The sequence below is a fragment of the Arthrobacter sp. CAN_A1 genome (assembly GCF_015751665.1).
Taxonomy (GTDB): Bacteria; Actinomycetota; Actinomycetes; order Actinomycetales; family Micrococcaceae; genus Arthrobacter_D.
This window is the reverse complement of record NZ_JADOUR010000002.1, coordinates 109,603-135,828: the sequence shown is the minus strand read 5'-3', so window position 1 is coordinate 135,828 and position 26,226 is coordinate 109,603. Positions and strand designations below refer to the sequence as shown.

The 26,226-nt window shown below is 66.3% G+C and carries 23 protein-coding genes and 1 pseudogene; 19 read left to right on the top strand and 5 right to left on the bottom strand.

Going from position 1 to position 26,226, the window contains the following annotated elements:
- Positions 1–160: 160 nt before the first annotated feature.
- Genes IWX62_RS03445 through IWX62_RS03435 form a run of 3 tightly spaced genes read left to right on the top strand, consistent with a single transcriptional unit; the run spans position 161 to position 3,105 of the window.
- Complete coding sequence (locus IWX62_RS03445) at positions 161–1,633, top strand: hypothetical protein (protein WP_196839979.1); 1,473 nt, start codon at positions 161–163, stop codon at positions 1,631–1,633.
- A gap of 9 nt (positions 1,634–1,642) precedes the next feature.
- Positions 1,643–2,449: an endonuclease III gene (gene nth, locus IWX62_RS03440; RefSeq protein ID WP_196839978.1), complete on the top strand. Its 807-nt coding sequence runs from the start codon at positions 1,643–1,645 to the stop codon at positions 2,447–2,449.
- Positions 2,446–3,105 (top strand): NUDIX hydrolase, encoded by a 660-nt coding sequence (locus IWX62_RS03435; protein WP_196839977.1) that lies wholly within the window; start codon positions 2,446–2,448, stop codon positions 3,103–3,105. Before nth ends, IWX62_RS03435 begins: the two co-directional genes overlap by 4 nt.
- Before the next feature lie 28 nt (positions 3,106–3,133).
- Here IWX62_RS03435 and IWX62_RS03430 read toward each other — a convergent pair whose 3' ends face one another.
- Positions 3,134–4,849: a bifunctional 3'-5' exonuclease/DNA polymerase gene (locus IWX62_RS03430; protein WP_196839976.1), complete on the bottom strand. Its 1,716-nt coding sequence runs from the start codon at positions 4,847–4,849 to the stop codon at positions 3,134–3,136.
- 167 nt (positions 4,850–5,016) lie between these two features.
- Between IWX62_RS03430 and ssd the strand changes: the two genes are divergently transcribed.
- The 7 genes and pseudogenes from ssd to IWX62_RS03395 form a co-directional block, all read left to right on the top strand.
- Positions 5,017–6,096 carry a septum site-determining protein Ssd gene (gene ssd / locus IWX62_RS03425; RefSeq protein WP_196839975.1) on the top strand — a complete coding sequence of 360 codons (1,080 nt, stop codon included), beginning with the start codon at positions 5,017–5,019 and terminating at the stop codon, positions 6,094–6,096.
- Positions 6,093–7,286 carry a TadA family conjugal transfer-associated ATPase gene (locus IWX62_RS03420; RefSeq protein WP_333483191.1) on the top strand — a complete coding sequence of 398 codons (1,194 nt, stop codon included), beginning with the start codon at positions 6,093–6,095 and terminating at the stop codon, positions 7,284–7,286. The genes ssd and IWX62_RS03420 overlap by 4 nt, the downstream gene beginning before the upstream one ends.
- Positions 7,283–8,065, top strand: a complete 783-nt coding sequence (locus IWX62_RS03415; RefSeq protein ID WP_196839974.1) for a type II secretion system F family protein — start codon at positions 7,283–7,285, stop codon at positions 8,063–8,065. The genes IWX62_RS03420 and IWX62_RS03415 overlap by 4 nt, the downstream gene beginning before the upstream one ends.
- Before the next feature lies 1 nt (position 8,066).
- On the top strand, positions 8,067–8,696 hold the full coding sequence (locus IWX62_RS03410) for a type II secretion system F family protein (protein WP_333483190.1): 630 nt from the start codon (positions 8,067–8,069) through the stop codon (positions 8,694–8,696).
- A 94-nt stretch (positions 8,697–8,790) separates the two neighbouring features.
- On the top strand, positions 8,791–9,075 hold the full coding sequence (locus tag IWX62_RS03405) for a DUF4244 domain-containing protein (RefSeq protein ID WP_333483189.1): 285 nt from the start codon (positions 8,791–8,793) through the stop codon (positions 9,073–9,075).
- A gap of 1 nt (position 9,076) precedes the next feature.
- The gene (locus tag IWX62_RS03400; RefSeq protein WP_333483188.1) at positions 9,077–9,544 is read left to right on the top strand and encodes a TadE family type IV pilus minor pilin; all 468 of its coding nucleotides are present in this window, start codon (positions 9,077–9,079) and stop codon (positions 9,542–9,544) included.
- Between the two features lie 10 nt (positions 9,545–9,554).
- Positions 9,555–9,923 (top strand): annotated as a pseudogene (locus tag IWX62_RS03395) (Rv3654c family TadE-like protein); the annotation flags it as partial.
- Positions 9,924–9,992: 69 nt separating this feature from the next.
- Here IWX62_RS03395 and IWX62_RS03390 read toward each other — a convergent pair.
- Both IWX62_RS03390 and IWX62_RS03385 read right to left on the bottom strand, forming a co-directional pair.
- Positions 9,993–12,323: a DEAD/DEAH box helicase gene (locus IWX62_RS03390; RefSeq protein WP_196839973.1), complete on the bottom strand. Its 2,331-nt coding sequence runs from the start codon at positions 12,321–12,323 to the stop codon at positions 9,993–9,995.
- Between the two features lie 66 nt (positions 12,324–12,389).
- Positions 12,390–13,040 carry a GNAT family N-acetyltransferase gene (locus tag IWX62_RS03385; protein WP_196839972.1) on the bottom strand — a complete coding sequence of 217 codons (651 nt, stop codon included), beginning with the start codon at positions 13,038–13,040 and terminating at the stop codon, positions 12,390–12,392.
- Between the two features lie 98 nt (positions 13,041–13,138).
- Here IWX62_RS03385 and trhO point away from each other — a divergent pair, with 98 nt between their 5' ends.
- The 6 genes from trhO to proC all read left to right on the top strand — a co-directional run bounded on the left by trhO (position 13,139) and on the right by proC (position 21,717).
- Positions 13,139–14,065 (top strand): oxygen-dependent tRNA uridine(34) hydroxylase TrhO, encoded by a 927-nt coding sequence (trhO, locus tag IWX62_RS03380; protein WP_196839971.1) that lies wholly within the window; start codon positions 13,139–13,141, stop codon positions 14,063–14,065.
- Positions 14,062–15,651, top strand: a complete 1,590-nt coding sequence (locus tag IWX62_RS03375) for a DUF7059 domain-containing protein (protein ID WP_333483187.1) — start codon at positions 14,062–14,064, stop codon at positions 15,649–15,651. The genes trhO and IWX62_RS03375 overlap by 4 nt, the downstream gene beginning before the upstream one ends.
- Positions 15,652–15,887: 236 nt before the next feature.
- Positions 15,888–18,650: a type I DNA topoisomerase gene (gene topA, locus IWX62_RS03370; protein WP_196839970.1), complete on the top strand. Its 2,763-nt coding sequence runs from the start codon at positions 15,888–15,890 to the stop codon at positions 18,648–18,650.
- A gap of 93 nt (positions 18,651–18,743) precedes the next feature.
- Positions 18,744–19,766: a Ppx/GppA phosphatase family protein gene (locus IWX62_RS03365; RefSeq protein ID WP_196839969.1), complete on the top strand. Its 1,023-nt coding sequence runs from the start codon at positions 18,744–18,746 to the stop codon at positions 19,764–19,766.
- Complete coding sequence (locus tag IWX62_RS03360; RefSeq protein WP_442859232.1) at positions 19,763–20,578, top strand: sugar phosphate isomerase/epimerase family protein; 816 nt, start codon at positions 19,763–19,765, stop codon at positions 20,576–20,578. The genes IWX62_RS03365 and IWX62_RS03360 overlap by 4 nt, the downstream gene beginning before the upstream one ends.
- Positions 20,579–20,871: 293 nt before the next feature.
- Positions 20,872–21,717, top strand: coding sequence for a pyrroline-5-carboxylate reductase (proC, locus tag IWX62_RS03355; protein WP_196839967.1), 846 nt, complete (start codon positions 20,872–20,874; stop codon positions 21,715–21,717).
- Between the two features lie 58 nt (positions 21,718–21,775).
- On the opposite strand, the gene IWX62_RS03350 is transcribed toward proC, so the two are convergent.
- Complete coding sequence (locus tag IWX62_RS03350) at positions 21,776–22,444, bottom strand: potassium channel family protein (RefSeq protein WP_171585775.1); 669 nt, start codon at positions 22,442–22,444, stop codon at positions 21,776–21,778.
- On the bottom strand, positions 22,437–23,849 hold the full coding sequence (locus tag IWX62_RS03345) for a TrkH family potassium uptake protein (protein ID WP_196839966.1): 1,413 nt from the start codon (positions 23,847–23,849) through the stop codon (positions 22,437–22,439). The genes IWX62_RS03350 and IWX62_RS03345 overlap by 8 nt, the downstream gene beginning before the upstream one ends.
- 129 nt (positions 23,850–23,978) lie before the next feature.
- On the opposite strand from IWX62_RS03345, the gene IWX62_RS03340 reads away from it, so the two are divergent.
- From IWX62_RS03340 to IWX62_RS03330, 3 genes are all read left to right on the top strand, one after another.
- Complete coding sequence (locus IWX62_RS03340; RefSeq protein ID WP_196839965.1) at positions 23,979–25,178, top strand: acetoin utilization protein AcuC; 1,200 nt, start codon at positions 23,979–23,981, stop codon at positions 25,176–25,178.
- 33 nt (positions 25,179–25,211) lie between these two features.
- Positions 25,212–25,655: an ArsR/SmtB family transcription factor gene (locus tag IWX62_RS03335; RefSeq protein ID WP_196839964.1), complete on the top strand. Its 444-nt coding sequence runs from the start codon at positions 25,212–25,214 to the stop codon at positions 25,653–25,655.
- Between the two features lie 184 nt (positions 25,656–25,839).
- Positions 25,840–26,052, top strand: a complete 213-nt coding sequence (locus IWX62_RS03330; protein WP_196839963.1) for a helix-turn-helix domain-containing protein — start codon at positions 25,840–25,842, stop codon at positions 26,050–26,052.
- Positions 26,053–26,226 lie beyond the last annotated feature (174 nt).

The following is a 26,226-nucleotide window of genomic DNA, read 5'->3' as shown; positions in this document are numbered from 1 at the left end:
TCCATGTGAATGGTCAGGTTTCTGCGGTGAGTGGCGGCGCGTGAGACGGGCGGCGGGGCGCATGGGTAGTGGAGGAGGAGAGGGTTGACTAGGCTGTTGACAGGAAACGAACGCTGGCGATTGCGGCCCGCCAGGCCGCTGCGACGAATGGAATCCCGACATGACAGATCCGCAGACGGACCGGTTTACCGGCACCAGCAGCAATGACAGGACCGCATCCTCCACCCGCGTGGAGCCGAAGACCCCCGCGACCAACGAGGCAGTCGTGGGTCCCTTCAGCCTGCGTGAGGTGGTGATCGGCGGTTCAGTGCTCATCATCTTCATCGGCTCGCTGCTGCCGTTCTTTGAGGCCGGCGGTTTTTTCGCCAACCTGTGGAACGCATCGTCGCTGTTCTTCCTCGGCGTCGGCATCATCCTCCCGGTCGCCGCCGTGGGCTTGCTCGCCGCCCGGCGGCTCGGTACTGACGCGCGCGTCGGTTCGCTGTCAGTCGACCAGTTCGCGTCGGTGGTGGCCGTCCTGGCTACCGCCTTCTTCTTCCTGCAGACCGTGACCGCGTTCCACTACGGTCCGTTCATCTGCCTGCTCGGCGCGATCGGCATGCTGGCCGCGACGGTGGGCGGGCCCCACCTGCCACGGTTCTCCGCTGACTTCGCCGGGCGGCCGACGTCGGGCGCGCACGTTGTCGCACGCGGTGTCCTCCCCGTCGCGCCCAAGACACCGAAGGAATCCAAAGCGCACCAGCCCGTCCCCGCCGAGCAGGTCACCCAGTTCAGCGCACAGGAAAGCTCGACCACGACCGGCGCTGGCGCCGCCGGAGCCAGCGTAGGAGCGGCCGCGGCCGGCGCAGCGGGAACTTCCGCCGGAGACGCGAAGCCAACGACCGGGCAGGGCGCCTCGGGGCGTGGCCGGTTTGGCTTCGGTTCCGAGCAAAAATCCAGCTCGTCCAAGGGCACGCCTGATGCACATCTGACCAGCGAGGTCAGCGCGGTCCCCGGGGTGCAGGACAAGGAACAGTCGGGCTCCGATTCGGCCGACTACCCGCGCTTCGCCGACGAAGATTTCGCTCCCACGAGTGCGTCCCCGGACTCGGCGCAGTCCACTGATAACGAGCGGCCCGCTGATAACGAGCGGCCCGCTGACAACGACCGGCCCGCCTACAACGACCGGCCCGTCGCTGCGGCGGCCAGCGAGGGAGCCGCCCACACCGCTTCTTCCAAGGATTCAACGCAGGGCGGGCCGACGGCCGATCAGGCCTCTGAGGACACGGGCGGTCACGAGGCCATCCGGGATACCGCGACGACAGCCATGGCGGCCGCAGCAACCACTGCAGCGGCGACCACCGCCCAGCCGGTGGTTGAGCGGACGGGTGACCGGTCTCAGGACTCCATCTCCGCGACGAAGGAATCCGACAACGACGCCCCGGTGGTGGAGGCGTTCTGGTTCGCTGTCGGGACGCCCCGCCCGGTAGTTGACGAAGCATCGGGCGTTGAGCTCTTCGTCCTGCGGCCTGGTGACTGGGAAGTGGGCATCGAGGACCGCGGCGAGGAATTCCTGGTGCAGGACAAGCGCACCGGCCGCATCGGAGTGATGCGGGATCTCACCAACATCGAGCGCGCGCCGAGCGACGGTTAGGCACCGGAAGTGGTCAGGACCGCCGGGGCTGGGGCGCCGGATCCCAGCCCGCTCGCCGCGAAACGGCGGGCACGCCGGATCCACCGCAGGCTGGCCGAAGAGTATCCCTACGCGGTGGCGGAGCTCGACTTCAGGAATCCCTTCGAACTGCTGGTGGCGACGGTCCTGTCGGCCCAGACCACCGATGTGCGGGTCAACCTCACCACCCCGGCCCTGTTTGCCCGGTATCCAGACGCCCGTAGCCTGGCCGAAGCCGACGAAATGGCCCTGCAGGACCTGATCCGGCCCACCGGGTTCTTCCGTGCCAAGTCGCGGAGCCTGTTGGCGCTGTCCACCCGTCTGGTCGACGAATTTGACGGCGTGGTTCCCGCACGTCTCGAGGATCTCGTCACCCTGCCCGGAGTGGGGCGCAAGACCGCCAACGTGGTGCTCGGCAATGCGTTCGGCATCCCGGGCATTACCGTCGACACGCATTTCGGCCGGCTGGCCCGGCGCTTCAGGTGGACCGAGTCCGACGACGCGGTGAAAGTGGAAGCCGACGTCGCCCGCCTCTTCGACCCGAAGGACTGGACCATGCTGTCTCACCACGTGGTGTTTCACGGCCGCCGGGTGTGCCACGCCCGCAAACCCGCCTGCGGCGCGTGCCCCCTCGCGGCCTTCTGCCCGGCCTATGGCGAGGGTGAAGTGGACCCGGTCAAGGCTGCCAAGCTCCTGAAGTACGAGCTGGCACCCGGCAGGGAAGAACTGCTGCACCTGATGAAGAACGGCGCGACCCGAGCCGAACTGCAGGCCGCCGGATACAGCCTCGGCGCATGAGCGCCCGTCAGGAACTGCTCAACCTGGCGACGGGCTCGCTGGGGAAACCGGGAACGCTGCGCGGTATTGACCCCGCGAGGGCTCGCCCGGCCGCCGTCCTCATTCTTTTCGGCACCCTCGACAACCGGCCGGCGCGGTTTCATGCGGAGGCCGTGTCGGATGACCTCGACCTTCTGCTGGTGCTGCGTTCGGGGGCGTTGAATGATCATCCGGGGCAGGTAGCGTTTCCCGGCGGGCGGATCGACGACGACGACGACGGCCCGGTCGCTGCGGCGCTCCGCGAGGCGAGGGAGGAAACCGGCGTCGACACCACCGGGATTGAGGTGCTCGGTCAGCTGCCCCACTCCGGGCTGCCCATCAGTAACTTCCTGGTCACCCCGGTGCTCGCCTGGTGGGCCCGGCAGTCGCCGGTCACCGCCGTTGACCAGGCGGAATCGGAGCATGTGTTCCGGGTCCCGGTTGCCGACCTGCTCGATCCTGCCGTCCGCCGGTCAGTGGTCAGCCACCGGAACGGGGTCACTTGGACCACTCCCGCCTTTCTGGTCAAGGGCGTGACCGTGTGGGGTTTCACCGCCATGCTGCTGGACGCGCTCTTCAACGACCTGGGGTGGACCATCCCGTGGGATGACTCACGTCAGATACCACCGCCCTTGTAGGGACGGCGCAGGGGGAACGAAGCACCAGTCACTTGGCGTCCGCGTACGAATCCACCACCATGACGTTGACGGCAAACTCGATCGGAATGTCGCCGAACATCAGCCGGGTCGCCGACTGGGCAGCCTCGGTCACCAGGCGGCACACCTCGTCGACCTGCCCGTCCGGGACATGCAGCATCACCTCGTCGTGCAGGAAGAACACGAGCTGGTCGACTGGGGCAGGAGTCGCCGAGACCCGCAGTTGGCGGCGCAGCTCGGCCAGCCAACACAGGGCCCATTCAGCGGCGGTCGCCTGGACCACAAAGTTCCTGGTGAACCGGCCGCGGGAACGGGCCAGATTGTCAGCCCGACGCTGCTCCTCGGCGGTCGAGGTCTGCTGGGCAGCGGCCCAGGCATCAGTCGCGGGCGGGCACCCGCGACCGAGATAGCTACTCACCACGCCACCCGCCTCGCCGGTGCGTGCTGCGTCTTCTACCACCTGGATCGCCTGTGGGTAGGTGCGGGCCAGTTGCGGCATCAACCGCCCCGATTCGCCGGTCGTTGCGCCATACATGGCGCCCAGCATCGCGAGTTTCGCCTTGGCACGGTCACCAAAGCCTTGCTCGGCGATTCCCTGGTACAGGTCCTTCCCGCGCGCCGCCGTCGCCAGCGCCGAATCACGGCCAAGTGCGGCCAGCACCCGCGGTTCCAGCTGTGCCGCGTCGGCGACCACAAACCGGTAACCGGGGTCGGGGCGGACCGCGTCGCGGATTTGTTTGGGGATTTGCAATGCGCCCCCGCCCCGTGACGCCCACCGCCCTGACACCACGCCGCCCACCACATACTCGGGCCGGAAGCGGCCCTCCTGGACCCACGCGTCGAGCCAGGTCCACCCGTTGGCAGTGAGCAGTCGCGACAGCTTCTTGTAGCGCAGCAGCGGTTCAATCCCGGGGTGCTTGTGCTGCTCCAACTCCCAGGAGCGGGTGCTGGTCACTTCGATGCCAGCCCGGTGCAGGGCGCGCAGCAGTTCCTGCGGTGAGTCTGGGTTAAACCCCGGGTTATTCAGGTGGACGCGGAGTTCCCCGGCGATCCGTTCAAGCTCGGCGGGCCGGATTCCGTCTCGGGGGCGGGGACCCAGCTCGGATTCGAGGAGCGCTTCGTGCAGGTCGCGGCGCCAGGGAATCCCTGCCGCTTCCATCTCGGCTGCCAACAGGGCGCCAGCCGATTCCGCAGCCAGCAGCAGCGCCAGCCGCTGGGGCCGGGGCCCGCCGGCAACGGCCTCCTGCTGCTGGCGGAACTCGGCGAGGACCTCTGCCGGCCCGGGACCGCTGGGGGCGCTGGGCGTTTCGAAGAGACTGAACTGGCCGGCGGGGATGGACAGGGGCGGCAACTGCCGGGCAGGCAGCTGGTCCGGAACATCGCCGCGATCCCGGAGCGCGGCGATGTATGGCTGATCGGCGCTGAAGCTGGAGAGGCGGAGGATGTCACGGCTGAGGCTCAGGTCATGGCACCGTTCAACGCTGACCGACTGTTTCAACAGCGCCGGATACCAGGCTCGGGTGGAATCCCATACCCAGCGCACCTTCTGAGCCTCGAAGTGGCGCACGGCCGCGGGAAACTCCTCACGCCCGACGACGACCGCGGCCCCGGATGGAGCGCCTGAACTGTCCAGCGGCTGCAGCACCGCGGCGGCGTCCTGTTTCCGCTCCGCTGCGGCGTCTGCTGACGCGCCGCGGGCAGGCGGCGCGGACACGACAACATACATGGCTCCATTGTCTCCTGCATTCGTGGGAGTCCTTTTCCGGGTAGCACCAAGGACCGGTAGGCTCCCCGGCAGCACACTTGTTCTCCCCAGTACCCGTTGGCGGTCGCCTTGTCCACATAGGCCAACTCCGGCCTGCCGACCCGCGCGTCTAGGGGCAGGCTGGAACCATGGCAGATGGACAACCCTGGCTCCCAGCGCATGGGCGGACGGGCGCAGCGCTGGCCACCGGCTCGCAACTGATCCGGGATGAGACGGCCCGCGTGGCGGCAGCGGCTGGTCTTGAGCTCACTATCACGTCAACCCTCGCAGAGGCCCGCCGGTCCCGCCCGGAAGTGGTGTTGGTGGGCAGCGACATTGCGGAGAGCCGTGTGGACAGTGACGGCGAGCTCATTCTGGTGGGCCTGCCGGGGGAGGAGGGGACCGTGTGGGAGGTCGCGGCCCGGCTCCACGCTACCCGGGTCGCACTTTTGCCCGCTGCCGGGGATTGGCTGGCGGAACGGTTCGCGCGCCTCCGGACCACAGGGTCACGCGGTCACATCCTCGGCCTGGTGGGCTGCTCGGGTGGGGTGGGGACGAGCTCGTTGAGTTGCTGGCTCGCGCTCGCCTCAGCCCGCTCAGGCCGGTCCACGCTGCTGATCGACGGCGACTGCGGCGGGGGAGGACTGCACCTCGCACTGCCCGAGCTGTCCTCAGGTGTCCGCTGGGAGGACCTTGGAGAGATCAGCGGAACGCTCAACCCGGACCAGCTGTCCGGCGCGCTCCCGGTGGTGAGGGGATTCGCCGTGTTGTCGATGAGTGGGTCAGCCGCCAAAGAAGCCAGCATTGTGACCTCCTCGGCGGTTCACTCGGTGTTCGCTGCCGCCCGCAGCGCCTTTGACGTGACTGTTGTTGACCTGCCCGCCGGCTGGCCGTGGGGCGATCCGCTGCTGACCTTCTGCGATCAGGTGATGCTTCTGGTGCAGGGGAGGACGAGGCCGATCACCGCTGCCCGCTCCGCGGTCGAGCATCTGCAGTCCTTCCCCACCTCAGTGATAGCGCGCGGGCCGTTGGAACCGGGGCTTGATCCGTACCGGGTCGCTGAGTTGGTGGAACAACCCCTGATGGGCTATCTTCCCCACCTGCGCGGAGTGCCGGACGCTGAACGGCAGGGGCGGCTCCTGACCATCGGCGCGCACCGCGCCGTTCGGCGACTCACCGCTCGCATCTTGGCCAACGGCCCGGCAGGGATCGTGAGGGCAGCATCATGAGCGATTCGCCGCGTGCCAGCCGTCCTGCCGCTAAGCACGACGACGCCGCGGCCACGATGGTCAGCGAAGTCCGTCAGGCAGTCCTGGCGGAACAGCTCCCGCTCACCGGGGCCCGCCTCGCCGCGGCGGTCCAGTCCACCGGCAGACTGCTGGGCTCCGCCGGGACGCTGAGAACGGTGGACCGGGTCCAGGCCGAGCTACAGGGCCTCGGACCACTGCAACACCTTGCAGCCGATCCCGCGGTAACCGACATTCTGGTTAACGGTCCGGATGAGGTGTGGGTGGACGGTGCCGACGGGCTGCGGCGGACCCCCGACCGTTTCAGGACCGATGCCGACGTGCGTGCGCTGGCAGCGCGTCTCATCTCCGCTGGTGGCCGGCGACTCGACGACGGCAACCCCTGCGTCGACGTCCGCCTCGCGGCCTTCAGGGTCCACGCGGTCCTTGCCCCTGTGTCCACCCGCGGCACGCTGCTATCCATCCGCGTCCAGCGTCAGCGGGAGTTCAGCATCGAGGAGCTGACCCAGTCCGGAACCCTTGACCCGTTCATGGCCGATGCCCTCCGCGAAGTAGTTGAACGGCGGCTCAATTTCCTGGTCAGCGGGGCAACCGGCACTGGAAAGACCACGCTGCTGTCGACCCTGTTGGCGCTGAGTGCACCTACCGAGCGGCTGGTGACCGTCGAGGACTCTGCCGAGCTGAACCCCCGCCACCCGCACACGGTTCCGCTGCAAAGTCGCCACGGCAACTCTGAGGGGGCGGGAGCCGTCGATCTGGCCGAACTGGTGCGTCAAGCCTTGCGGATGCGCCCGGACCGTCTGATCGTCGGCGAGTGCCGGGGCGCAGAGGTGAGGGACCTCCTGACCGCAATGAATACGGGCCATTCGGGTGCCGGCGGCACCATCCACGCCAATTCAGCCGAGTCGGTCCCCGCCCGGCTGATGGCCCTGGGCTCATTGGCCGGGCTGAGCCGTGAGGCCGTCACGGCGCAGGCGGCCAGCGCACTCGACGTCGTGGTGCACCTGGTGCGCGGCCACACCGGGCGGCGGGTGGCGGTGATCGGCCTGGTTGATGTCGACGACGCCCGGCAGCTGATCGTGCGTCCAGCCCTTGTCCGGCACGGCACCGGGTGTGAGCCTGCCTCAGCATGGCCCCGCCTGCAGGCGCTGCTTGATCGGGGACCGCCGTGACGGGGTTTGCCGTGGGCGTCCTGTTGCTGGTGGCCTTCCTGCTTCTTGACGCTCCCGGCCGTCGGAGCGCGGGACGTGGCAGCAGGGCGACCGGAGTCCCGCACTGGGTGGCAGGTCTGGCGGCGGCGCGGCCGGCTCCGGTAGACCCGCTGGAACTGCCACTCTTCGTCCATCAGCTGACGGCGCTGCTGAACGCGGGAAGATCTCCGCACCAGCTATGGCAGGACATCGCCGTGGTGTATTCGGTGGCCGATCATGAGCGGCCACCAGGGGCTGGTCCCGGGTTCGGGGCGCAGGCATCGCCGGTGCTCTGGGCAGCGCAGCAGGCTGCAGCGATCGGCGAGGGCGTCCCCGACGTGCTTCGCCGGGCGGCCGCGGGCCAGCCCTCTCGGCGGCGCTGGCGAGTGGGCCGCGCCAGAATTCCGCCTGACAGTGATGCGAGCCTATGGCTTGACCTGGCCATGTGCCTGGACATTTCTGAACGCAGCGGCGCTCCGCTGGCCGAGGTGCTGGGAAAGTACGCCGCCCAGCTCGATCAGTCACTTGACGCTGCCGCCGCCCGGGCGACGGCGTTGGCCGGACCGGCCGCCACCGCCCGGCTCCTGGGCTGGCTCCCACTCTGTGGGCTGGGTCTGGGCTACCTGACCGGTGCGCAGCCGCTGGCCGTCCTGTTCGGGTCAGGGCCCGGCCTCGCGTTGTTCGGTGTGGGAGTGTCCCTGATGTTGCTGGGCCGGCTCTGGTCCGGCCAGCTGGTCGCTGCGGCAGCGAAGGGCGGTTGAAGTGACCGGCCTGTTGGTCTTCCTCCTGCTGGGTGGAGCAGCCCTGTTGTTGGTCTGGTCCCGGCCGTCGCAACCCGGCGGCAGGGGATCCACGGTTGGCCACGGGGCTGCCCCCGGTGCGACGCTTCCACCCCGTCGAGGCAGTCTCACGGTCCCCAGGGACAGAGCCAGGCGGGAGCCGGACCGGGTTGACCCGGCGCTCATGATCGATTTGCTGGGGGCCATGCTCTCAGCCGGGGCACCCCTCGGCGGCGCGCTGGCCGCGCTGGGGGATACCTGTCCGCCACCCTTGTCGCTCAGCGTGCAGCGGGTGCAGGGAGCCCTTGCTCTCGGCGCCGACTGGGAAACGGCGTGGACCTCCGCAATCGCCCAATCCGATGCCACGACGGGTGCAACTCTTCGGGAGCTCGATGCGGCCCTTCGGTTTGCTGCACTCACCGGCGCATCGTCGGCGGGGATGGTGCATGCCTATGCCGGACAACTCCGTCGCAGGAGGAACAGCGACGCTCAGCGACGCGCGGCAACGCTGGGCGTCCGGTTGGTGGTGCCGTTGGGTCTTTGCTACCTTCCGGCATTCATCTGCCTGGGTGTCCTCCCTGTGGTCTTCGCCCTGGTCCCGCGCTGGGGGTGACGGCAGGTGAGCTGGTGCTGAGACTTATCCACATAGTCCGCTTTCCAGCCCCGCACCGAGGCGCGACCGGGCAGAGTCATGGCAGGGCACAAATGTGCTCCCACGGATAGAGGCCAGCGCACTGGCCAGCCTCGCCGTGAGGAATGACCTGGAGGAAGAAATGTCAGCAACAAAGGTACGGAGTTACCGCACGGCACACCGGCTCGCTATCCGGCTGCGCCGCCTGACCGGCTCCCAGACAGGGATGGCCACCGCCGAGTATGCCATCGCTACGCTCGCCGCGGTCGGGTTTGCCGCGCTTCTGGTGGCGGTGTTGTCCAGCGGCGAGGTCAGGGGCATGCTGATGTCCCTGATCAGCTCAGCCTTGAGCTTCGGGTAACGTGCTGACGCCACAGAATCTGCACCCCACCGATCTGCACCCCACCGATCTGCACCCCACCGCCCGGTGTTCCTCTGCCCGGCGCTCCCTCGTACAGGGGAACACATTGCACCGGACCATCCGGCAGCGTGGTGCGGTGACGGCGGAGGTGGCGGTGGCGTTGCCGTCGCTGGTCCTGCTCCTGGCACTCCTTCTGGGTGCTGCAACGGCGGGTGTGACGCAGCTGAGGTTGGAGGAGGCAGCCAGAGCCGGGGCCAGGGAAGTGGCGAGGGGCGAACCAGCAGGCCGGGTGCAGGCGACGGTGTATCGGCTCGCAGGCGGACAGGCAAGGGTGGAGCTGACCAGCGACGGCGGGTGGTCCACCGTGACCGTTAGCTCCCGCCTCGCCGTCCCGTTGCTGGATCTGGTGGGGTGGGATCTGTCGGCCTCCGCGTCGGCGCACACTGAGCTCCTCGGCACTGGCTGGTGACAATCGGCACATGAAAAACCCAGTGAGGAACGGTCGCCCCAGGGTCGAGGCAGGGTCAGGCACGGTGTTGGCGTGCGGATTGGCTCTGGTCATGATCACGCTGATCGCGGCAGTGGTAGTGCTGGCGCAGACAGCGACCGCAGCCGCGCGGGCAGCTACCGCAGCGGATCTCGCGGCGCTCGCCGCCGCTGACGCGTCACGGGGTCTGACCAGCGGGGATCCCTGTACGGTGGCAGCGGAAACGGCCGCCGCCCACGGCGCAGCCTTGCAGTCCTGCGACCGGGAAGGTCCGGGCGGCACCATCGTGGAGGTGCGGACCAGCCGGACGGTAACTTCCGTCGCGGGCTACCCCCTCCTCCCGGATGCGACAGGCCGCGCGCGTGCCGGTCCGCCGCCCTCGCGCCGGAAGACGCGCCAGCCAGTTCCTCGACGGATGCGCAGCGAGGGGCTAGGCGGGCGCGGTTGGGTCCTGGGCCAACATGAGGGACAACAGCGCCGCCGCATCACGCTTGCTGAGGGGGTTGTTCCGGTTGCCGCATTTGGGCGATTGGACGCAGGAGGGGCAGCCGGTGTCACATTCGCAGGCAGTGATCGCGTCCAGGGTGGCCCGGATCCAGATCCTCACCGCCTCGTATCCCCGTTCGGCGAACCCTGCTCCGCCCGGGTGACCGTCATACACGAAGATGGTGGGCAGCATTGTGTCGGCGTGCAGGGCTGTCGATACTCCGCCGATGTCCCACCGGTCACTCGACGCGACCAGGGGAAGCAGCCCAATGGCGGCGTGTTCGGCCGCGTGGAGGGCGCCCGGCAGGTCAGCGGCGTTCAGCCCACCGTCTGCGAGGAGTTGCTGATCGAACTCAAACCAGACGGCTTTGGTGTGAAGGTCGCGCGCACCGAGTTCCAGTGCCTCCTCGGACAGGATTTCGTTGGAGACGAAGGCTTTCCGTTGGAAGGACACCACCTGGGTGGTCACTTGCACCTCACCGAAGCGGATCTGCACCCCACCCCAGTCCTGGGTCCGGCTGGCTCCGATCACCTCAATTTCGGTGATGTCCCTGGCCTGGGTGTAGTAGTCGGGGTTGGACCTGGTCACCATGGCACAGTGATCCTGCTCGTTGAGCTCGTCCACGACATAGGTCTGACCCTGATGCACATAGATCGCTCCGGCATGGGCCTGATAGTGGCTCTGCGGCGAATCCATGGTGCCGAGCATGGTGCCGGTGCCTGTCTCGACAATACTGATGGGTCCGCCGCCGTCGGCCCGCAGGTTCACCATCCCGGCAGCGCTCTGCGGGTGGGTCCAGAACCAGCCGGCAGGCCGTTGCCGGAGAAAACCCTGATGCACCAATGCGGCGAGGAGCTCTTCGGTCCCCGCACCGAAAAGGCCCAGCTCTGCCGGGCTGAGGGGCAGCTCGGCCGCTGCCGCGCACAGGTGTGGACCCAGCACATAGGGGTTGGTCGGGTCGAAGACCGTGGCTTCCACCCCGACGTCGAACACCGCTTCCGGGTGGTGCACCAGGTAGGTGTCGAGCGGGTCGTCGCTGGCGACGAAGGCGGCGAGCGCGTCCTGACCCGACCGCCCGGCCCGGCCGATCTGTTGCAGGAGGGAGGCACGGGTGCCGGGCCAGCCGGCAACCAGCACGGCATCCAGCCCGGAGATGTCGATGCCCAGTTCAAGGGCGGGGGTGCTCGCCACCCCCAGCAACTGTCCGCTGCGGAGCGCCGACTCCAGTTCCCGGCGCTCCTCCGGGAGGTAGCCCGACCGGTACGCCGCCACCCGGGCGGGCAGGCTCGGATGAACCTCCTGCAGCAGGCGCTTCGCTGTGGCGGCGATGCTTTCCGCTCCGCGCCGGGACTTGATGAAGGCGATTGTCCGGACCTGGGCGGAGACCAGATTGGCCAACAGATCGGAGGTTTCAGCGATGACGGTCCGGCGTTTTGGGGCCCCGTTCTCGCCTCTGAGCTCGGTGAGCTCGGGCTCCCAGAAGGCCACGGTCGTTGACCCGTGAGGGGAATTGTCGTCCACCACCGGTGTCACCTCGTCACCGATCAGCTTCCCGAAGGAGACCGCAGGATCAGCGGACGTCGCGGACGCGCCGATGAACACGGGGGAGACACCATAGTAGGCGCAGACCCGCCGGAGTCGCCGGAGCAGGTTAGCCACGTGGGAGCCGAAGACCCCACGGTAGCTGTGGGCTTCATCGATGATCACGTACTTCAGCCGCCGGAAGTAGCGTGCCCACCACGCATGGTTGGGCAGGATCCCGTAATGCAGCATGTCGGGATTGGCCAGCACCAGGTTCGCGTGGTCCCGGATCCAGCGGCGCGCGGCAGGGTCAGTGTCGCCGTCGTAGGTTTCGGCGCGGACCGTCGGGATCTTCAGTGCTTTGATGGCCGCCAACTGGTCTGCAGCGAGCGCCTTGGTGGGGGCAAGGTAGAGGGCCACTGAACCGGTTGGCTCCAGTGATACCCGGTCATCCAGCGCCGTTCGGTGAATCTCGTCCAGCACCGGTAATTGGTAGCAGAGCGACTTGCCCGATGCTGTGCCAGTGGCCACAATCGTGTGTCTGCCACTGTGGGCCGCGGTGGCCGCAACGACCTGGTGCTGCCACGGGGTAGTGACTCCCAGCGCACCATAAGCGGAAACGACGTCCGGGTGCGCCCAATCCGGCCAGGGTTGGATGACGGCTTTCCGGGCCGGAATCTCCCGCACGTGAACCAGCTGCTCCGGTTCGGCACCCCCGCCCAGCAGGGGGATCAGGGAGTCATGTAGGGCCACATTGCCATTGTGTCACTCCGCCGGCCTGTCACTCCGCCCGCCCTACCAGTCCACTCACCCGAAGGCTCAGGCGCGAATGACAAACACGTCGGCCAGATGCTGCCAGCCCAGGTACTGGTAGAGCTCCTGCCCATCAGCCGATGCCATCAGGAGCCCATGTTCCACATCGTCTTCCAGGACGGCCGAGGTGAGCGCCCGCATCACATAGCTGCCAAGGCCGCGGCGCCGGTACTGTTCTGCGGTGATAATCCGGTCGTAGACGGCGAAGCCATCCGCCACCGCCACGGATCCGCGTGCCGCCTCCTCACCATTGGCGGTGACGATCACGCGGCGGCACGTCGGTTCGCGCAGATGGGTGAGGGAAAAGACGTCATCGGGTGACCTCGGGTCTTCGACGTCCTGCCCGTCCATGTTCACCGTCATCAGCGCCTGGCGGTCGTCGATGACCCTCATCCCGAGCGGGCTGAGGGCGGCGAGCAGATCGTCCATCCGGGTAGTCACCACGGTGAGCAGGCGGTTCGGATCGGCTTTCGTCTCCGCGGCCAGCGCCAGAGCCTGCTCATCGGTCGGGTCATATAGGAAGTGCTCCTGCTGATTACCGTTGTCCGTCAGCGAAACGGACACGGTGCGGCCGTCGTCGTGCGGCTGATAATCCCGGCAGGAGGACCAGCCGGAAACCCATGTAGCCAACAATTCCCTCGACAGATGTGCACTCATGGAATGACCATAGTTTGTGCGGCTTCCATTGAACATAGGAAGCCCCAGCCGTAGTTGATTTGAGACCTGCCCGACAGCGGGCCGTTATGCTTAAATGCGTGTCCATGAACCGCATTGTGCTCTATTACGCCTTCACCCCGCTGCCCGATCCAGAGGCGATCCGCCTGTGGCAGCGCGCCCTCTGTGAGAAGCTCGGCCTCCGCGGCCGCATCCTGCTGTCGAAGGACGGCATCAACGGAACAGTGGGCGGCGAGCTGAACGCAATGAAGCAGTACGTGAAAGCGACCCGTGAATATCCGGCCTTCAAAAAGATGGACATCAAATGGTCGGAGGGCGGGGCAGCGGACTTTCCCCGGCTGAGCGTCAAGGTACGGGACGAAATCGTGTCCTTTGGTGCCCCCAACGAACTCAAGGTTGACGACGGCGGTGTCCGGGGCGGTGGAACGCATCTGTTGCCCGCGGAGCTGCACCGCCTGGTCGACGAGAAGAAGGCCAACGGCGAGGAAGTGGTCTTCTTCGACGGACGCAACGCCCTTGAGGCGCAGATTGGCCGGTTCAAGAATGCGATTGTCCCCGACGTTGCGACCACGCAGGACTTCGTCAACGAACTGGACTCCGGCCGGTACGACAATCTCAAGGACAAGCCGGTGGTCACCTACTGCACCGGAGGGATCCGCTGTGAGGTGCTGTCCAGCCTGATGATCAACCGGGGTTTCACCGAGGTGTACCAGCTGGACGGTGGGATCGTGCGTTACGGCGAGGAGTACGGTGACTCGGGTCTCTGGGAGGGGTCCCTCTACGTGTTCGACAAGCGCATGCACGTTGAGTTCTCGAAGGACGCCAAAACCATTGGCAAGTGTGTCCGCTGCGAGACGCCGACCAACAAGTTCGAGAACTGTTCCAACCTTTCCTGCCGCAACCTCACCCTCTATTGCGCCACCTGCGCGGCCTCCCCGTCGACCCTTCGCTGCCCCCAGGGCTGCGAATCCGACGAGGCTGAGGCGACAGCCGCGGGTGCCGCGTGACGCACCCTGAGTTCACTGCCGACGTCCACGACGCCCCACTGAGTAGTGCCCCAGCCCTAATGGAACGACTCAGCGCCGATCTTCTGGCGCTGCGCTACACGGTCGACGGCGTCGCGGACCTGATCGGAGCCGAAGCCTGGGAGGCGCTGGAGAAGGACCAGCTGATCCCGGCGCTGCTCGCCTGCCGGCAGGCGGGGACGGCTACCGGGGGTGAGCCGACGGTTCCTGTGCTTCTCTGGCTGCTCGGCGAGCAGGTCCCCGACGAGCACCTGGGCAGGGCCTTTCCCCGCACCACCGCCGACGGTCTGGCCAGGTTGGGCCTCGCTGAACGCGTTGAGACCGGCGCGTGGCGCGCGGTGGTTGACCTGCGCCCCTACTCGTCCGACGCAGGTGGAGACCTGTGGGTGGCCAGCGACCTCGGCCAGCATCAGCGCCCCGGAGTGCTTCGCCGGGACCACGTCCTCGGGATAGGCCGGGCCTCGCTCACCCTGGCCCAGCTGACCATCCGGGCGGTAGTGGATCGCGCCCTGGACCTTGGAGTAGGGTGCGGGATCCAGACCTTCCACCTCCTCAGCCATGCCCAGCACGTCACCGCCACGGACGTCTCGGCACGGGCCCTTGCCTTCACCCGGTTCAACCTTCTCCTCAACGCCGACCGCCTCCGCCTCGACCCGACCGATCTCGGGGCGAGGGTCACCCTCCGGCAGGGGAGCCTGCTGGAACCCGTGGCCGGGGAGTCGTTTGATCTGGCAGTCACCAACCCGCCGTTCGTCATCACCCCGCGCCGGGCCGGTGAAACCCCCGACGGCCAGTTCACCTACCGCGACGGCGGACTGCCAGGCGACGACATCGTCTCCACCCTGATCAGGGAACTCCCCGGTGTGCTCGCTTCCGGGGGCACGGCCCAGCTTCTCGGAAACTGGGAGATTACCGCTGGCGGTCGCTGGTATGACCGGATCGAGGCCTGGATTCCCGCAGGGGTGGACTGCTGGGTCCTCCAACGGGAACAGCTCTCCCCGTCGGGCTACGCACAGACGTGGCTGCGGGACGCCGCTGAATCCCGCGATCCGGGCCGGTTCGCCGACCGCTACGCCGCCTACCTGGACGACTTCGCGTCCCGGGCTGTGGAATCCATCGGTTTCGGCTCGGTGCTGCTCCGCGCTCAGCGGAGCTCCGCGCCGCTGAGCCGGTTCGAGGAAATCACCCACGCACTCGAACAACCCATCGCCCCGCACATCGCAGCCGCCCTCGCCCGCCACGACTGGGCGCTGGCCCACACCGATGACTTCCCCCGGCAGCACCTGACGGTGGCCGACGACGTCACCGAGGAACGCCACCAGCGCCCCGGAGCCGAACACCCCGGCGTGATCCTGCTCCGGCAGGGCGCCGGATTCCGGCGCACCACCCTGCTCAGTACCGAGTTGGCCGGGTTCGTGTCTGCCTGCGACGGGGACCTGTCGGCCGGTCAGATCGCCACCGCGCTTGGCGCACTGCTGGGCCAGGACGACGACGCCTTCAGGGCCGCGCTGCTGGCCGACGTCCGGGAGCTGGTCCTTGACGGATTCCTGATTCCGGCAGAAGGCTGACCGCCGCAGGCCCGACCGTTCGAGGCCCGGCAGCACGGGTGGGTGAGCGGCCACCAGTAAGGAGAGCTTGTGCACAGTTATCCCGCTTGTGTGACCACTGGTACACCGGAGCCGTTACCCTATTGCAGGAAGGCATACCGCATACTGTGAAGGGTATGGGGCCGGATCGCCAGGGTCCCCGGTAGGACTACCGCTGAAACGCTACCCCTTCAGCATTACCTATATATAGGAGAGAAGTGCCCACTAAGGCAACGGACAACAAGCCCGGCCGCAAGCTCGTCATCGTTGAGTCACCCGCTAAAAGCAAGACCATTGCGGGCTATCTCGGCGAGGGCTTCGAGGTCACGGCGTCCATGGGGCACATCCGGGATCTTCCCCAGCCCTCAGACCTGCCCACCGAGCTGAAAAAGACCGGTGTCGGCAAGTTCGCTGTGGACCTGGACAACGACTTCGAGCCCTACTATGTGGTCTCCGCCAACAAGAAAAAGACAGTCGCTGAGCTCAAAGCTGCTCTTAAGGGCGCTGAAGCGCTCTACCTCGCGACTGACGGTGACCGCGAGGGTGAGGCCATTGCCTGGCACCTCCTGGAGGTCCTGAAACCCAAGGTGCCGGTGTACCGGCTCACCTTCCCCGAAATCACCAAGGAAGCCATCCAGCGTGCCCTCCTGGAAATGCGGGAGCTCGACATCCCCATGGTGGACGCCCAGGAAACACGTCGCATCCTTGACCGCCTGTACGGCTACGAAATCTCACCGGTCCTCTGGCGCAAGGTGGCCCGCGGCCTTTCCGCCGGTCGGGTGCAGTCCGTCGCCACCCGTCTGGTGGTTGAGCGCGAACGCGAACGGATGGCCTTCCGCGCGGCGTCCTACTGGGACCTCACCGGCACGTTCTCCCCGCAGAGCGGTGACGAGCGCCAGTCCTTCGGCGCCAAACTGGTCAGCCTCGACGGATCACGGGTGGCCACCGGCAAGGACTTCACCGATCTCGGTGAACTGAAGTCATCGACTGTGGCACGGCTCGACGCCGAGACGGCCACTTCACTGGCAGCCGAACTGCAGAACTCCGAGTTCGCTGTCCGGTCAGTGGATACCAAGCCCTACACGCGGCGGCCCGCCGCGCCGTTCACGACGTCGACCCTGCAGCAGGAAGCCGCGCGGAAGCTGCGCTTCTCCTCGCGGGTCACCATGCAGGTTGCCCAGCGACTGTACGAAAACGGTTACATCACGTATATGCGTACCGACTCTCCTGCGCTCTCGGACCAGGCAGTTAACGCCGCCCGCCGTCAGGCATCCGAACTGTACGGCGCCGAGTACGTTCCCGACGCCCGCCGCGTCTACAAAGGCAAGTCCAAGAACGCTCAGGAAGCGCACGAGGCCATCCGGCCGGCGGGGGACTCCTTCCGCACCCCGGCCCAGGTGGCAGGCCAGCTTCGGGGCGACGAGTTCCGCATGTATGAACTCATCTGGAAGCGCACCGTTGCGTCCCAGATGGCTGATGCCAAGGGATCCACCGCCACTCTCCGGCTCGGCGCACTGGCAACAGGCCCCGACGGGAAGACCCGCGACGCCGAGTTCTCGGCCTCCGGCACGGTCATCACCTTCCGCGGCTTCATGGCCGCCTATGAGGAAGGCAAGGACGCCGGCCGCAACGAGCAGGACGCAGCCGACGACGGTGGGCAGGGCGCCAGGCTTCCCAACCTCGCCGCAGGCGACAAGCTGGGCGCCGAAGAGGTCACCGCCGTCGGGCACGAGACTTCCCCGCCACCGCGCTACACCGAAGCTTCGCTGGTGAAGGTGCTTGAGGAGCTGGGCATCGGCCGGCCCTCCACCTACGCAGCGACCATCTCCACGATCATGGACCGGGGGTATGTGCGGACCCGCGGGCAGGCCCTGGTCCCCAGCTGGATCGCATTCTCGGTGGTCAGGCTCCTGGAGGAACACTTCCACGACTACGTCGATTACGACTTCACCGCAGAACTGGAAGAAGACCTTGACCGGATCGCCCGCGGCGAGGCCGGCCGGGTCGACTGGCTGAACCACTTCTACTACGGGGACCGCAAGGTCACCGGGCTGCACACCATCGTCAACGACCTGGGCGAGATCGACGCGCGCAAGATCAACTCGATCGAGATCGCCGAAGGCATCACCCTGCGGGTTGGCAAGTTTGGGCCTTACCTGGAGAAGCCGCTGCCAGCCGACGCCGAAGAGGGAACCGAACCGCAGCGCGCCAACGTCCCCGAGGATCTGGCTCCCGATGAGCTGACCGTCGAGAAGGCCATCGAACTGATGAACTCGTCGGGCACCGAAGAGCGGGTCCTCGGCGAGGATCCCGAGACGGGCCGCTCGATCGTGGCGCGGGACGGCCGCTACGGACCGTACGTCATCGAGCTCATCCCGGAGGTGACCGAGGAGGAGCTGGCGAAGCAGCCGGTCGAGTACTACAAGAACGGCAAGCCGAAGCCGCCCAAGAAGCCGGTCAAGGAAAAACCCCGCACGGGGTCCCTGTTCGCCTCCATGTCGCTGGACACCGTGACGCTTGAGGACGCACTGAAGCTGATGAATCTTCCGCGCGTGCTCGGTACTGACGCTGAGGACAAGGAGATCACCGTCCAGAACGGCCGGTTCGGTCCCTACCTGAAAAAGGGGACCGATTCGCGGTCCATCGGGTCGGAGGAGGAAATCTTCACGATCACGCTGGAGCAGGCGCAGGAGATCTACTCGCAGCCCAAGCAACGGGGCGGTCGCACTGCGGCGCCGCCGCTCGCCGAGTTTGGTGACGATCCGGTGTCCGAGAAGCCGGTGGTGGTCAAGGACGGACGCTTCGGCCCCTACATCACCGACGGCATTACCAACATCACGGTGCCTCGCTCAACAGCCATCGAGGAGCTTACCCGTGAGGTGGCGCTGGAACTGCTGGCGGAGAAGCGCGCCAAGGGACCGGCACCCAAGAAGACAGCAAGCCGTGCGCCCGCCAAGCGTAAGGTCGCAGCACGCAAGTAGGGCTGGTGCCGGGGGATTCCCGGCCAGCCCGCAGAGGGACAGGACGCCGTGGGGCGCGTCGTCAACGAAAGTATCGACGAGAATAATGGAATCATGCGTCTAGGCGTTCTGGATATCGGATCAAACACAGTGCACCTGCTCCTGGTGGACGCACACGCGGGGGCGCGCCCGGTGCCCTTCGCCTCCCACAAGCGGCCGCTCCAGCTCGTGGCGCATCTTGACGAATCCGGCGCGATTTCCGATCGCGGTCAGCGCGAACTGATCGCGTTTGTCAAGGATGCCCGGAAGTTCGCCAGTCGCCACGGCGCCGAGGACTTCCTGGCGTTTTGCACGTCGGCGATCCGCGAGGCCGCTAACGGGGAGGCGGTGCTGCAGCGGGTCAAGGCGGAAACGTCTGTGGTGCTGCAGGAACTCACCGGCGACCAGGAAGCGGCCATGACCTTCCAGGCGGTGCGGCGGTGGTACGGCTGGAGCGCGGGGTCCATTCTCAACCTGGATATCGGCGGCGGCTCTTTCGAGATGGCCATGGGTGAGGACGAACTGCCCGAGGTGGCCATCTCGGTGCCGCTGGGAGCCGGCCGGCTCACCCGGGACTGGCTCTCCGAAGACCCACCGACGGCGAAGAGTGTGAAGAACCTCCGCCGGTATATCCGCGCCACGATGAAGGAGGCCGCCGCCGAGTTCAGCTCACTTGGCGAACCGCACCTGGTGGCCGGCACGTCAAAGACTTTCCGGTCATTGGCCCGGCTCGCGGGCGCCGCGCCGTCCGCTGCAGGGCCCTTCGTACGCCGGGAGCTGCGCCTTGAGGACCTGTCCCTGTGGACCAAGCGGCTGGCCGCGATGTCGGTGAGTGACCGCGTGAATCTCGACGGCGTCTCGGAGACCCGCGCCGCCCAGGTCCTGGCGGGAGCACTGGTGGCCGAGGCGGCCCTTGAGGTGTTCTCGGTGGACAGCGTGAAGATCTGTCCGTGGGCGCTGCGCGAGGGTCTGCTGCTGCGCCGGTTTGACACCCTGATGTTCGAGGCGCAGGAACCGATGCCCGCCGTTGGCGTCGGCCATGTGCACCTGAGTTCAGCCCTCCAGGATGAACCGTGGGCAGGACGCGCGGCGTTGTGAACGGGGAGGCTGCACCGGAGCGAAACGCCGTGCGGGTGGCATTGTCCAGCGCATCGGTCTATCCGTTGGCGGTCCATGAGGCGTTCGCCGTGTCCCGCAGCCTGGGGTACGACGGCGTCGAAGTGATGGTCACCAACAACCATGTGAGCCAGAACCCCGACAAGCTCAGCGCACTCAGTCGGCAGTATGACCAACCGATCATGGCCATCCACGCACCGACCCTCCTGCTCACCCAGCAGGTCTGGGGCAAGGCATGGACCAAAGTGGAAATGTCGGCGGCGATGGCTGCCGAGGTTGGCGCGACGACGGTAGTGGTCCATCCGCCGTTCAGATGGCAGAGCGGCTACGCAGAAAATTTCGCTGAGGGAGTCCAGCGCATTACCGACGAGTACGGGGTGACAATCGCCGTCGAGAACATGTATCCGTGGCGGGTGCGGGGACGTGAGGCCAAAGCCTACCTGCCGCACTGGAACCCGGTGCCGCAGGCCTATGACGCAATCACCTGGGATTTCTCCCACGCCGCGATCGCCGGGATGGACTCCCTGGAGGAGATGCGCACACTGGGTGACCGGCTATCCCATGTGCATCTGACCGATGGGACCCCGAACGGCAAGGACGAACATCTTCTTCCCGGCCAAGGAACCCAACGCTGCGCCGAGTCGCTGCAATTCCTGACCGACTCTGGTTTCAGCGGGGTGGTGGCAGTTGAGGTAAGCACCAGAAAAGCGAAAGGTGCCGACGAGCGGGACAAGTGGTTGGGGGACACACTCGCTTTTGCTCGACGGCACCTAGGTCAGGCCAAGGAAACCTGACGGTTCATCACTCGCACCTCTAGGAGGTATTCCCAACACTAAGACAGCTACTTGTGAGTCAGCCGGGAGCCGGCTGGTAGCTCAATGTGTTTAAAGGACGGTGCCGGTGAGCTGTCCAGGATAGTGGGGGGCCATCCTGTGTCGTCACCGGCACCTGCGACCAAACCATGGAAAGTCCGATCGTCATCACTCGCACCTTTTTGGGGTAATAACGAGTGTACTGTTATTCTCTCCCAACGGTGACGCTGCAAGCTGGGATAACGCTGGGAATTCCCCCGTGGCAGGATGGAATCATGACCAACCCGACTGAACCCACCATTTCCTTCCTCGGCTGTGGATCCATGAACGAGGCGATTCTTGGCGGGCTGCTCGCCGGCGGTATGTCCCCGCGCCTGGTGACGGCCACCGTCCGGAGCGCCGAGCGCGCCGCGGAACTCCGCCGGGTGCATGGCATCACCGTGCTGGCCACCTCGGAAGACCCGGAAGCGAACCGCATCGCCGCAGCCACCGCCGACGTCGTCATCCTGGGCGTGAAGCCAGTCGGGACGATCGAGCTGGCGCGGGACATCGGGCCCGCCCTGAAATCAACGACCACTGTGGTCAGCGTTGCGGCAGCCATTTCCCTGGCCATGCTGGAAGCCGCTCTCCCGGAGGGGCAGCCGGTGATCCGCTCGATGCCCAACACGCCGTCCCGGCTCGGCAAGGGCGTACTCTCGATCTCGGCGGGCGCCCACGCAGATGCACCACTGATGGCTCAGGTACGCGCCATCCTCGGTGCAGCGGGCACCGTCGTCGACATCCCCGAGGAGCAGGTGGACGCGCTGTCCGCCGTCAGCGGCTCCGGGCCTGCCTACGTGTTTTACCTCGCGGAGGCCATGGCTGCGGCCGGGGTCGAGCTGGGTCTGGACCCCGGACTGGCAAAAATTCTTGCGACCGAAACGGTGGCAGGAGCTGGTTTCATGCTCGCAGAACCGGACGCCGATCCCACGGCGCTCCGCCGCGCTGTCACCAGCCCCCACGGCACGACCGAGCAGGCCATCGCCACCTTCGACAGATTGGACCTTCCGGTCATTATCGCTGCCGGAGCCCGGGCCGCCAGCAACCGGGCCCAGGCCATCACGGAAGAGCTGGACAACTAGGCAAGAGCTGGACAACTAGGCGCCCCGGTCACCCAGGGATCCGTCCGGGGTGCGAACGCTAGGGGCGCGCCGCGAACCGCTCCAGAAGGTCCACGTGCCCGGAGACGATGAGCATGTCCCGACTCGTCACCTTGGTGTCGGGCCGGGCGTAGGTGAAATCCTCACCGGGTGACTTCACGCCCACCACGGTGACCCCGTATTTGGACCGCACAGCCGATTCGCCCAGGGTGAAGCCCTGCGTCTCCTTGGGCGGGTACATCTTGACGATCGCAAAACCGTCGTCGAACTCGATGAAGTCCAGCATGCGCCCGCCGACCAAGTGGGCGGCCCGGACCCCGGCATCCGCCTCGGGATAGATGACGTGATTGGCGCCGATCCGTTTCAGGATTTTGCCGTGCGCCGGGGTAATGGCCTTCACCCACAGGTGATCAATGCCCAGGTCCACGAGGTTCGCGGTGATGAGCACGCTGGATTCGATCGACGTGCCGACACCGACGACGGCGGCGGTGAACTCCTGCGCCCCAAGTTGCCGCAACGCATCGATGTTGGTGGCGTCGGCCTCCACCACATGGGTGAGCACGCCCGACCACTTCTGGACGAGTTGAGTGTCACGCTCAATGGCCAGGACCTCGCGGCCCTGCTTCACCAACTGGTCGGCGGTGGCCGAGCCAAAGCGGCCGAGCCCGATCACCAGGACCGGGGCGTTATGTGCTGGTCTTTCAGCCAATGATCGGCCTCTCTTCGGGGTAGTGGTACAGGGTGCTGCGTTGCCGCAGGGCGAGCGCTGACGCGAGCGTGATGGTTCCCATCCGGCCAGCAAACATCAGGGTGGACAGGACGTACTTGCCCTCGGGCGGCAGCTCAGCGCTGAGATTGGTGCTCAGCCCGCACGTGGCGAACGCCGAGATCACCTCGAAGAGCACCCGGTTGAGGTCTTCCTCAGTCATCCAGAGCAGGACGCCGGTGGCGAGCAGTACGAGGGTGGCGCCCATGAAGATGACGGAGATGGCCACCCGCATTACACCCTCGGGAATTTTGCGGCCGTAGGCCTTCACATCGGAGTTGCCGCGGGCCTCCGCCACGATCGCCAGGAACATCACGGCGATCGTGGTGACCTTGATGCCGCCCGCGGTGGAGGCTGATCCTCCGCCCGCAAACATCAGAGCGTCCGTGAGCAGCATGGTGGCGGAACCCATCTCGGCCTGGTCCACCAGGTTGAACCCGCCAGACCTGGTCATCACCGATGCAAAGAGGGCATGGATCAGCTTGTCACCGCCGCTGAACCCGCCGATGGTCCTGTCATTGGACCATTCCAGCGCTCCCCAGGCGACCGCTCCCAGGACGAGGAGGATCAGCGACACGTTCACGGTCAGCTTGGTGTGCAGGCTCCACTTGCGGACCCGGAGGCGGTACTGGATGAGGACCAGGATCACAGGGAAGCCCAGGCTGCCCAGAAACACGCCGATCATCAGGGGCACCAGGATATACAGGTCAGTTTCGTAAGGCACCAGGCCGTCCGAGTGGGGAGTGAATCCCGCATTGTTGAAGGCAGAGATCGAATAGAACACGCCGTGCCAGACGGCCAGCCAGAACGGTTCGCCGAGCACCATGAACCGGGGGATGAGCATCAGGGCGAGCACAATCTCCACCACCACTGACGTGGTGATGACGATGCGCAGCAGGGTGCCTACCTCGCCAAGCCGGCTGGCGTTGTTCATGGCGGACTGCGCGAGGAGTTTTCCGCGGACGCCAAGGCGTTTGCTCACCATCAGGGCGAGCAGGGACGCCAGCGTCAGCGTTCCCAGGCCGCCCACAAAGATGCCGATGAGGATCACCAGCTGCCCGAAGAATGACCAATGAACTGCTGTCGAAACGACGGTCAGGCCCACGACGCAGACTGCCGAGACGGCGGTGAAAAGCGCGTCGTGGAGGGCGGTGGCGGTGCCATCGCTGGAGGCAATCGGCAGGCTGAGGAGCGCGGTGAAGATGAGGATGACACTGAAAAAGACAATCAACGCTACCCGCGCCGGTGAGCTGTTGGCTACACCATCGATGAAGTCCCGGATACGAGCCAGTACCCTGAGGTACACGCTCTGTTCTTCCCGCAGCCAGGATGGCTGTCCTCTTGCCATTGCGCTCGCTTTGCCCCGGTTCCGCGGTCTCGACTTCGGCTGGATCGCTTCAGATGTCCTTCGAGTAGTAAACCACTTTCACCGGGCGAGCGTGTCCAGACATCCAGTAAATCACGTAGCCTGTCAGTGATGAGTAGCGAACCCCCGTCGTTCCCCACCAGTGTTGTCTGGGACGACTCCATGCTGGCCTACAACTTTGGGCCAACACACCCCATGAACCCGCAGCGGTTGGCGCTGACGGCTCGTCTGGCCACCGATCTGGGGCTCTTCGACCGGGCAGGGATAACCCTTGCCGCACCCTTCGTTGCTACTGACGTCGAGCTGGGCAGCGTTCACAGCGACGACTACATAGCGGCGGTTCGCACGGCTGGCAGCAATCCAGAACAGGCAGACGCCGCCGTCGGTCTGGGCACCGCGGATAATCCAGCGTTTCCAGGCATGCACGAAGCCAGCGCGCGGCTCGTCGGTGGCTCTCTGGCTGCGGCGGACGCGCTACTGAGCGGTCGTGCCGTGCACGCCGTGAACTTCGGGGGCGGCATGCATCACGCCGCCCGGTCAGCGGCCAGTGGGTTCTGTATTTATAACGACGCCGCCGCCGCCATCCAACGACTACTCGACGCCGGTACGCAGCGGGTCCTCTACATCGACGTGGACGCCCACCACGGTGACGGCACCCAGAGCATCTTCTGGAATGACCCACGGGTGATGACCATTTCACTGCACGAAACCGGAATGAGCCTGTTCCCCGGCACCGGATTCGCCAATGAAACGGGCGGCCCGCGCGCTGAAGGTACAGCAGTCAATGTGGCGCTCCCCACCCTGACCGGTGATGGCGGGCTGCTCCGGGCATTTCATGCAGTGGTGCCGCCCCTGGCCGAGGCGTTCCAGCCCGAGGTCATCCTCAGCCAGCACGGCTGTGACAGCCACGTCGATGACCCCCTGACCAACCTCAGGATCAGCGTCGACGCGCAGCGCGAGATGGCGGTCAGTATCTGCGATCTGGCGGCCCGGCTCTGCGAGGGGCGGTGGATCGCGACGGGTGGCGGCGGGTACAACCTCACCAGCGTGGTTCCGCGTGCCTGGTCGACGCTGATCGCGGTGGCCGCCGGTGCGCCGGTGGGGCCACAGACTGCGGTGCCGGAATCGTGGCGTGCCCATGTGCTGGAGCTCTACGGCACTGACGCACCCCTGCTGATGGGGGACGGCGCCGACACCTGGTGGCGCTCCTGGGAGGTTGGCTATGACCCGAACGACGAACTCGACCGCACGGTGATGGCAACCCGCAAGGCCGTCTTTCCCCTCCACGGACTGGACCCCTGGTTCGACTAGCACCGACCGTATATATGCCGCTAGGGTAATGGAATGGTAATCGAGGATGTGTTCGCAGTCGTGGCGGAGGGAACCCGCCGCGAAATTCTCGGATCGCTACGTTCCGGTGACAAGGCGGTCGGCGAGTTGGTGACCGAACTGGAAGTCAGCCAGCCCACGGTGTCTAAACATCTCAAAGTGCTCCGCGAGGCGGGCCTAGTGTCGATGCGCGCCCAGGGCCAACGCCGTTTCTACTCGCTCAATCCGGCACCGCTGCGCGAGATCGAGCTGTGGCTTGCATCGTTTGACCTTCCGGTACCGGTGGCCCCGGAGGTGGCGGTGCTCGCACACCACCAGTCTTCGGTGCTGGCGGCCGCCGTCGATCCGGCCATCGACCTCGCCGGTCAGCCGGCTTTCGGGCGCACTGTCGGGCGGGCGGCCGAGCGGGCCGCGGACCTTTTTGCGCAGCTGCCGAAGTTGCGGCGCCGCAGGGATTAACGACGTGTGGCGGAACGCCCGGATCGTAACCAACAGGCACTTTCACTTTGGCCACAGCAGCCACTACAGTATGTGATGGCGGGAAACCTTGATTGGCGAGACGACACGCCGTGCGGCTGCTATATGGCACGCCTCAGATTGCACACGTTGGGGGTGCAGACCTCAGTGTAAGGAGCAATGTGGGATGGTAGACGCGAGTAATTTCTCTGACGTCAGGTTTTTGACCGTAGCCGAAGTCGCCGACATGATGCGGGTTTCAAAAATGACCGTGTATCGCCTGGTTCACTCGGGCGAAATGCCGGCGGTGCGGTTCGGCCGGTCGTACCGGGTTCCGGAATCGGCTGTCGAACAGTTCGTCAAAGGTGCGGCTGTCGAAGGTCAGTCAGAAACCGGATAGTCGACGGGCCGGCCCCACAACTGGGTCGGTCGGGAGCGCCGCCAATTAGCGGTACCCTGTTAAGGAGCGTTTTACGCGCTATCGGCTAGGCGTCCTCGAGGCGAAAAGGCCGGTCCGCGTAGGTAGTTGCGTTATTGTCAGCATCCGATCGTGATGCCCACCCGGGCCGCGTAT

Excerpts from the sequence above, each read along its gene's own strand:
- proC (WP_196839967.1), top strand. The coding sequence starts at position 20,872 with ATGACCAACCCGACTGAACCCACCATTTCCTTCCTCGGCTGTGGATCC.
- IWX62_RS03385 (WP_196839972.1), bottom strand. The coding sequence starts at position 13,040 with ATGAGTGCACATCTGTCGAGGGAATTGTTGGCTACATGGGTTTCCGGC.
- IWX62_RS03365 (WP_196839969.1), top strand. The coding sequence starts at position 18,744 with ATGCGTCTAGGCGTTCTGGATATCGGATCAAACACAGTGCACCTGCTC.
- IWX62_RS03345 (WP_196839966.1), bottom strand. The coding sequence starts at position 23,849 with ATGGCAAGAGGACAGCCATCCTGGCTGCGGGAAGAACAGAGCGTGTAC.
- IWX62_RS03445 (WP_196839979.1), top strand. The coding sequence starts at position 161 with ATGACAGATCCGCAGACGGACCGGTTTACCGGCACCAGCAGCAATGAC.
- IWX62_RS03430 (WP_196839976.1), bottom strand. The coding sequence starts at position 4,849 with ATGTATGTTGTCGTGTCCGCGCCGCCTGCCCGCGGCGCGTCAGCAGAC.
- IWX62_RS03330 (WP_196839963.1), top strand. The coding sequence starts at position 25,840 with ATGGTAGACGCGAGTAATTTCTCTGACGTCAGGTTTTTGACCGTAGCC.
- IWX62_RS03435 (WP_196839977.1), top strand. The coding sequence starts at position 2,446 with ATGAGCGCCCGTCAGGAACTGCTCAACCTGGCGACGGGCTCGCTGGGG.
- IWX62_RS03340 (WP_196839965.1), top strand. The coding sequence starts at position 23,979 with ATGAGTAGCGAACCCCCGTCGTTCCCCACCAGTGTTGTCTGGGACGAC.
- IWX62_RS03335 (WP_196839964.1), top strand. The coding sequence starts at position 25,212 with ATGGTAATCGAGGATGTGTTCGCAGTCGTGGCGGAGGGAACCCGCCGC.
- IWX62_RS03420 (WP_333483191.1), top strand. The coding sequence starts at position 6,093 with ATGAGCGATTCGCCGCGTGCCAGCCGTCCTGCCGCTAAGCACGACGAC.
- ssd (WP_196839975.1), top strand. The coding sequence starts at position 5,017 with ATGGCAGATGGACAACCCTGGCTCCCAGCGCATGGGCGGACGGGCGCA.